Genomic DNA, 7,190 nt, shown 5'->3' with positions numbered 1-7,190 from the left:
AAGACCCCGCAGAAGACATTGCCGAGGAGCCCGCATCATGAAGGAATTTCTGGGAAGCGCGCTCGGCCATGAACCGCGAAAGGCCGGATCGCTGCTCGCCATCGCATCGGGCAAGGGCGGGGTCGGCAAGACCGTTATCGCCAGCGCCCTTGCATCGGCCTTTGCCGCGCGTCAGGAGCGCACCCTCCTTGTCGATGGTGATCTCGGCATGGCCAATATCGACGTGCAGCTGGGCCTGACCCCGCGCGGTGATCTGTCTCGCGTGATGTCGGGCCAGATCGCGCTCGCAGAAGCTGTCACCTGCGTTGCAGGCGGCGCCGACATGACCGGCGGCTTCGACATTATTGCGGGCCGGTCGGGCTCTGCTGCGCTGGCGGGCCTTGAATCCGGCGCAGCCTCACGCCTTGCTGCCGCCATTGCAGCGGCCTCGATGACCTATGACCGCACACTTATTGATCTCGCGGCAGGCGCGGACCGGGCGACGATCCGTCTTGCCACTGCCGCTGATGACGTGGTGCTGATCATGTCGGACGAGCCGACCTCGCTGACCGACGCCTATGCCTTTGTGAAACTGCTTCGCTTACGCGATGAGGGCGCAGCGCCCTTCGTCATCATCAATAATGCGCCGGACAAGGCGGCAGCCGAAATGGCCTATGCCTCCTTCTCTCGCACCTGCCAAAGTTTCCTCGGATTCACGCCGCCGCTGGCGGGACTGATCCGCCGTGACACAAACGTGCCAAAGGCGATACGCGCCCAGAAGCCGCTGCACATGATCGCGCCCGGCACACCCGCCTTGCAGGATATCGAGGCCATTGCCGGCCTTCTTGCTGCGGGCGTCCAGACCACTTACGCTTGACCCAGCCCGGCGGGGGCCGGATCAACGTGTCCGGGGGGAGCCATGATTGAAGAATTTGCATCCCGGCTGGTAGCCGGGTTTTCGCCTGCAACGCTGATACTGGTGACGCTGGTATCGATTGTGGCCGCGCTCGTCATGCGCCGCTGGAGCCAGCTTTCAGCCGCCACCCTCTTTGCTTTCGGGGCAGATTGCCTCGCCCGCTACGTGCTGGAGCTCGGCGCAACGGACGGCGTACCGGTAAACTTTGCCATGGAGCTCGCCATGACCCGCCTCGACACCGGCGCGATCAGCGCCATGGCCCGCCCCTTCCTCTATCTCGGCGTCATCGCCAGCCTGTTCTGGGTGAAAAAGCGGTATGGCGGGAAGTAGGAACGCGGTTTCCTCCCCCGCCTGCGGGGGAGGTGGTCCGTAGGACCGGAGGGGGGAACTTGTTTAACCCCCCCTCGCCGCTTCGCGGCAATCCCCCGTGAACGGGGGGAGACAACGGACTGGCGATTACCAAATCCCCCAACAAAATATGCGGCGCGCGTCAGGGCAAACGCGCGCCGCAACAACGGTCAGGCAATGGATGCGGGATAAATCCCTAAGGGAGGATATCCACCGGCTGGCCGTCGATTGTGACCCGGGTCTCGATCACCTCAGCCGCGTTTTCGAACGCTTCGGCGGTGTCACGCCCTCCCATGAAGATCGCCTGACCTTCCGAGAGGACCGGCCCGTAAAGCAGGGTGCCTTCGGCATCATCGTCCGCCGTGAACTCGGACGCCATCATGATGCCGTCCCATGCCGAACGGATATCGGCCCAGTAACTGGCAGTGGCCGCCCAGTAGCGTTCGGCGTTCTCGACGCCGGAAAGCTCGGTGCGGCGATAGGTGTTGATGCCGTGTTCGCGCACCAGCTCGTAAGGCTCGCCATCGCGCAGGACCAGCTTTGAATTGTCCTGTTCGTGGGTCCAGCCCCAGTCGGTGATCGTGTGACGGTTCACCGCCGCGATCGTGTCATAGTCATCGCGCGTCGTGGCATCGCGGCGCGGCAGCGGACGCCAGGACACGTCCGGCGTCCAGGTCGAGGCATTGGGGGCGTGTTCCCAGCGGGCAAGGCCGGCATAGCGCGGGGAATCGTCCACCTGATAGACAGTCTGCGACCAGGCACCGCGTGCCTCCTCCGCGCTGACCTCTTCCATCTCCCAGGTGTTGAACCCGCGATAGGCCATCAGACGCGACGGTTCGTACTGCCAGTCCTGACGCCAGTGCTTGATCACCATCGGGTCTTGCGGATTACCCACCAGCAGCAGGTGCTGCAGCGAGATATAGCCCGGCTCGTCCGCGATCACGATGACCACTTCGCGTGCGGGCGTCTCGGTGGACGGGCGCAGCTCATAGCCTTCTGCGATGGGCAGGAACTCGGTGAAGGCAAACGTCACGTCGTACTCGCCGGCCATGGCGAGGATCGCCTGACGGTCGGCCTCTGACGGCACACCCGCCTCACTCTGAACCGTCATGCCGGACTCATTGAAGGCCAGCGCCATTGCCGGGGCGCCAAAGGCGGCCAGCGCAACAAGCCCGCCCGCCAGTCCTGCTACCAGTTGTTTCATCTGTTTCGCTCCTCGCGTCTGGATCCCCGGCTGCGGTCCGGCCCGGCTGGCGCCCGGCCCTGTGGCAGCCCTTTTCAGGTGTGATGACCGGCTCTTACGCCGCTCCATGTGTTTTTGCAAACGATTCTGACTTGCATTCTGATTTCTGTCTCGACATACATGCCGCAACTGAGAGTTATTCGCAACAAGGAAGCTGCAACATGTCGATCTCCGCTCACACCCGTCACGTCGCCGGAAACGGCTATGCCCGCCCCCTGCGCGCCGTGCTTCTGGCTGGCGCGGGCGCGCTTGCCCTCGTGCCCGCAAGTGCGTCGGCCAATGACACCGACACAGCGCAGGTGAACGAGGCAAGCGAGGTCATCGTCGTCACCGCCACGCGCACCCGCCTGCCCAATTTCGACTATCCAGGCCTCGCCTCCGTGATCGACATGGAATGGCTGGAGGCGGAACGCCCGTCCGATCTCGCCGACCTCCTGCAGGACACGCCCGGCCTGGAAGTTGCCGGTGGGCCGCGCCGCACCGGCCAGACGCTCTCGCTTCGGGGCTTCGGGCGCGAGAACATCGCCCTTCTGGTTGATGGCGCCCGCCAGAACTTCTCCTCCGCCCATGACGGCGTGCTCTTCCTCGATCCGGGGCTTCTGGCCCGCGTGGAGACGGTACGCGGCGCAGCCTCTGCCCTTTATGGCTCCGGCGCTTCAGGCGGCGTGATTGCGTTCGAGACGGCCAATGCCGACACCTTCCTTCAGCCCGGCCAGACGCGCGGCGCCCGCGCCTCTGTCGGCTATCGCTCCGGCAATGAGGAAACGCGTGGCTCGGCAGCCGTGTTTGGCCGCAATGATGCTGTCTCCGGCCTTGTCGCGCTGTCGGCGCGTTCGTCAGGCGATATCGCGCTGGGCTCCGGCAATGACCTTCCGGCCGATGACCAGGTCATCTCCCTGCTGGCCAATGGTGAGTGGCGTGTCAGCCCCGCACTGACCCTGTCAGGCGGCATCCTGTCCTTCCGCAACGAGGTGGAAGAGCCCAATAACGGCCAGGGCGCTCAAGTCGCCGCCGCCGGAAACCCGCTAATGCAGAAGGATGTCGAGGCGGACACATACCGCGCGGGCCTGCGCTTTGCCCCGGCAGACCAGTCGCTGATCGGCTTCGAGATGACGCTCTACCGCACCGATGGCGCCGTGGACGAGTTCGACCCGCTCGCCAGCCGCCGCGTGACGCGCGATCTGACCACGACCGGCATTCGCGCCGAAAACCGCTCCGAGTTCCAGCTTGGCACCCTGCCGGTCGCCCTCACCTTTGGCGGCGAGTGGTATGAGGATGAACAGACCGGCACCGACAGCGCCGTTCCTGCTGGCACGCGCGGCGGTGTGCCCAATGGCACGACGACTTTCTATGGTGCCTATCTGCAAGCCGAGACAGAGTTCTCCGCCGGCGGTCTTGGCCGGATTATCCTTCTGCCGGGCGTGCGCTGGGACAGGTTTGAAAGCGACAGCGATATTGGCGGCGCCAATGAAGACGAGGCCGTCTCCGCGCGCTTTGCCGCCACCTGGGCTCCGGTAGAGCCGGTGCGCCTCTTTGCCAGCTGGTCGGAAGCCTTCCGCGCGCCGTCCCTCAACGAGCTCTATCTCGACGGCACGCACTTCTCGCTGCCGCACCCGATCCTCGGTGCGCCGCGCTTTGTCACCAACGAGTTCATTCCGAACCCGGCCCTGCGCCCGGAGACGAGTGAAACCGTCGAGATCGGGGCGGGCTACACCCATACCGGCCTTCTGACCACGAATGACCGGCTGGAGGTGAAGGGTGCCTGGTTCCGCACCCGCGCTGATGACCTGATCAATCTGGCGGTCGATTTCGCCTTCTCGCCGACCTGCTTTGCACCGCCCGCCTTCGCGCCCTGCTCGGCCGGCACGTCCTTCTCCAGCAATGTGGCGAACGCGGAGCTGGAAGGCTTCGAGATCGCAGCGCTCTACCAGAACGGCCCGCTCACCCTTGCCGGCTCGGTTTACGAGGTGGATGGCGAGGACCGCAGCACAGGCGATCCCCTCGGTTCGCTGCAACCGGTGCAGGGTTATGTGCGCGGCGTGTGGAGCTTTGACCGCGCCGACATTGGCGCGCGCCTGAGCTTTGCGGGGGATTTCGACAACACTACAGCCGGCAACGAGCGTGACGGCTTTGCCGTGCTCGACGTGTTCGGCAGCTGGCAGCCTTTCGCCAACCGGAACGTGAGCATCAATGCAGGCGTCGAGAACGTGTTCGACACCGACTATGAGCGCGTGTTCGCAAGCGTCTCCGAGGCTGGCCGGACTGTCCGCCTCGACCTCACCTGGACGGGCGGCTGGTAAGATTACGTTCCGGCACCGACCGGCCGGTTGAGGGACCGGCCGCGACAAGACCCCCGCACCTGTCCAGAGGGTGCGGGGGTTTTTCGGTTTTGACGGAAGGCGTTCTAATCAGTCACGCGGGCGCTATCGCGTCCTTCAGGCCGCAAAGCGGCCTGCAAGGCCGACCGGCCGCCCGAGCTCGTGCGAGGCGCGACGGGGCGGATGCCCCGGAGCATTACTGAGACTAGTGCGCCGCCCTGCGCATCCGGCCGGCGATCTCGTCCATCTCGGCCTGTTCAGCGGCGCGCACGGCGGTCTCGATACGGGCCAGACGGCGCTCTTCGAGAAGCTCGTACTTCTTCAGCTCCGCAAAAGCCGTTTCCAGACGTCCGCGCAATTCGTCGGCCTGGGCTTCGACCTCGCGTTCCGACGCGCGCAGATTGTCCTTGCGCTGGATCACAGAGCGCGCATAGGAGCCATAGGCGAGATAGCCTTCACGGCTCTCGCTGGCAGCCGCCTGTTCACCGGGCACGCTGGCTTCCAGCCGCTCGATCTGGTCGGCAATCGCCGCGCGGGCGCGGTCGATATCGGCCATCTGCTTTTGCAGCTCTTCCACCTTGAACCGGGCAAGCCGGATCAGCGGGGCATGTGAGCGTGTGCTCATCGTCTACTCCTTTCCATCCACCACAATCTCCGACAGGGCCGCAAAACTCTCCTCAATCGAGGAGGTCTCGTCTTTTCCCTGTCCGAGGAACGCTTCAAGCGGGCCGTTGAGCGCTATCGCGCGGTCGACCTCTGTATTGGACCCGGCGGCATACGCCCCGAGCCGGATAAGCTCTTCCATGTCGGCATAGGCGCCCAGAAGGCGCCGGCCTTCCACCACCAGCTCGGCCTCGCCGGGCCCATAGACTTCCGGCGCGGTACGCGAGATGGATTTGAGAACATCGATGGCCGGGAAGCGGCCGCGCTCGGCAATCGCGCGCGTCATCACGACGTGGCCATCCAGAATGCCGCGCACTGCGTCAGCAATCGGTTCGTTATGGTCATCGCCATCGACCAGCACGGTGAACAGGGCGGTGATCGACCCGCACCCATTCTCGCCCGGTCCGGCCCGCTCCAGAAGCCGCGGCAGTTCGGCAAAGACAGACGGCGTATAGCCACGCGTCGTCGGCGGCTCGCCCGCAGCCAGGCCGATCTCGCGCTGGGCAAGCGCAAAGCGCGTCACCGAATCCATCAGGCAGAGCACGTTGAGGCCCTGGTCGCGGAAATACTCCGCGACGGTAAGGGTCATGTAGGCAGCCTGCCTGCGCGACAGGGCCGGCGCATCAGAGGTCTCGGTGATAACCACCGCGCGCGAGCGGCCCGCCTCGCCCAGCACCTCATCGACAAACTCGCGTGCCTCGCGTCCCCGTTCGCCGATCAGGCCGATGACGATCACATCGGCGCTGGTGCCGCGCGTGATCATGCTCATCAGCACCGACTTGCCGACGCCGGAACCTGCAAACACGCCGAGACGCTGGCCCGTCCGCATGGGGGTAAAGGTGTTGAGCGCGCGGACACCCAGATCAAGGCGGGGACCAAGGGCGTCGCGCTGGTGAGCGCACGGTGGATTGCCCTTCACGGGATAGGCGCGCGGTCCTTCGGCCAGCGGGCCGTTGCCGTCGCGCGGCTCACCGAACGCATTGATCACCCGGCCCAGCCAGTTGGCGTGCGGACGCACGACAATGCCTTCCGGGTCGATACGGGCCGGAGCGCCAGCGCGGATACCCGACAAATCGCCGTGCGCCATCATCAGGGCCGTGTCGCCGCGAAAGCCCACAACCTCGCAGCGTTGCGGATTATCACCCGCCCCGACGAAAGCGCTGGCGCCTAGCGTCAGGCCGGCGCGAGGGCCGTCGGCCTCGATCAGAAGGCCATTGATTGCCCGCACGCGCCCCTTGAAGGTGCGCGTCTCGAGATCCTCGATACGGTCGATCAGGCCTTGCACAACGCGTCTCGCTCTTCGGGCGTGCGGCACCCTTCTGATGCCGGTCATGCAAGCAGTTAACACCATTGCGGTTTCAACCGCGTAAACGACACGGCAACGCCTCGCTCATACTTTCTCCACAACCCATTGCAGCCGGAAAACTGCTATCGTCGGCAAAGGCGCAGTGTGCATTATCAATGCGTTAACCGTGACCGGTGCTGGCAGGACTCGATTCCGCCACACGAGTCAAATGGTCGTTAACTTTCCTGTAGGAATTGTCGCGTCATTCTGCGAAGCACGTTAACCATGGGGACGACGCGCGGGGCATGTGATTCGCGCGAGCGGCTGCGGAGAGGGACCGATGCGGGTACTGCTCATCGAGGATGATCGCGCGACAGCGCAGGGCATCGAACTGATGCTGAAGTCCGACGGCTTCAACATGTACACAGCCGATCTGGG

At 64.8% G+C, this 7,190-nt stretch carries 6 protein-coding genes and 1 pseudogene; 4 read left to right on the top strand and 3 right to left on the bottom strand.

All coding sequences use genetic code 11. From position 1 onward, the window contains the following. Nucleotides 1–37: 37 nt before the first annotated feature. Nucleotides 38–856, top strand: a complete 819-nt coding sequence (locus ACTS2Z_RS03740; RefSeq protein ID WP_442571888.1) for a nucleotide-binding protein — start codon at nucleotides 38–40, stop codon at nucleotides 854–856. 42 nt (nucleotides 857–898) lie between these two features. Beyond that, nucleotides 899–1,225 (top strand): hypothetical protein, encoded by a 327-nt coding sequence (locus ACTS2Z_RS03735; RefSeq protein WP_442571887.1) that lies wholly within the window; start codon nucleotides 899–901, stop codon nucleotides 1,223–1,225. Nucleotides 1,226–1,439: 214 nt separating this feature from the next. Here the strand turns inward: ACTS2Z_RS03735 and ACTS2Z_RS03730 are convergent, their stop codons facing one another. Beyond that, nucleotides 1,440–2,447: a DUF6607 family protein gene (locus tag ACTS2Z_RS03730; RefSeq protein WP_442571886.1), complete on the bottom strand. Its 1,008-nt coding sequence runs from the start codon at nucleotides 2,445–2,447 to the stop codon at nucleotides 1,440–1,442. Between the two features lie 200 nt (nucleotides 2,448–2,647). On the opposite strand from ACTS2Z_RS03730, the gene ACTS2Z_RS03725 reads away from it, so the two are divergent. Further along, nucleotides 2,648–4,786, top strand: coding sequence for a TonB-dependent receptor domain-containing protein (locus tag ACTS2Z_RS03725; RefSeq protein ID WP_442571885.1), 2,139 nt, complete (start codon nucleotides 2,648–2,650; stop codon nucleotides 4,784–4,786). 223 nt (nucleotides 4,787–5,009) lie between these two features. Here ACTS2Z_RS03725 and fliJ read toward each other — a convergent pair whose 3' ends face one another. Then, the gene (gene fliJ / locus ACTS2Z_RS03720) at nucleotides 5,010–5,429 is read right to left on the bottom strand and encodes a flagellar export protein FliJ (protein WP_442571884.1); all 420 of its coding nucleotides are present in this window, start codon (nucleotides 5,427–5,429) and stop codon (nucleotides 5,010–5,012) included. Nucleotides 5,430–5,432: 3 nt separating this feature from the next. Then, on the bottom strand, nucleotides 5,433–6,752 hold the full coding sequence (gene fliI / locus ACTS2Z_RS03715; RefSeq protein WP_442571883.1) for a flagellar protein export ATPase FliI: 1,320 nt from the start codon (nucleotides 6,750–6,752) through the stop codon (nucleotides 5,433–5,435). A gap of 340 nt (nucleotides 6,753–7,092) precedes the next feature. Here fliI and ACTS2Z_RS03710 point away from each other — a divergent pair. After that, nucleotides 7,093–7,190, top strand: a pseudogene (locus tag ACTS2Z_RS03710) (DNA-binding response regulator); the annotation flags it as partial.

It is taken from the genome of Glycocaulis sp. (genome assembly GCF_052168375.1).
In the GTDB taxonomy this organism is placed as follows: Bacteria; Pseudomonadota; Alphaproteobacteria; order Caulobacterales; family Maricaulaceae; genus Glycocaulis.
This window is presented reverse-complemented; position numbering and strand designations above follow the sequence as displayed.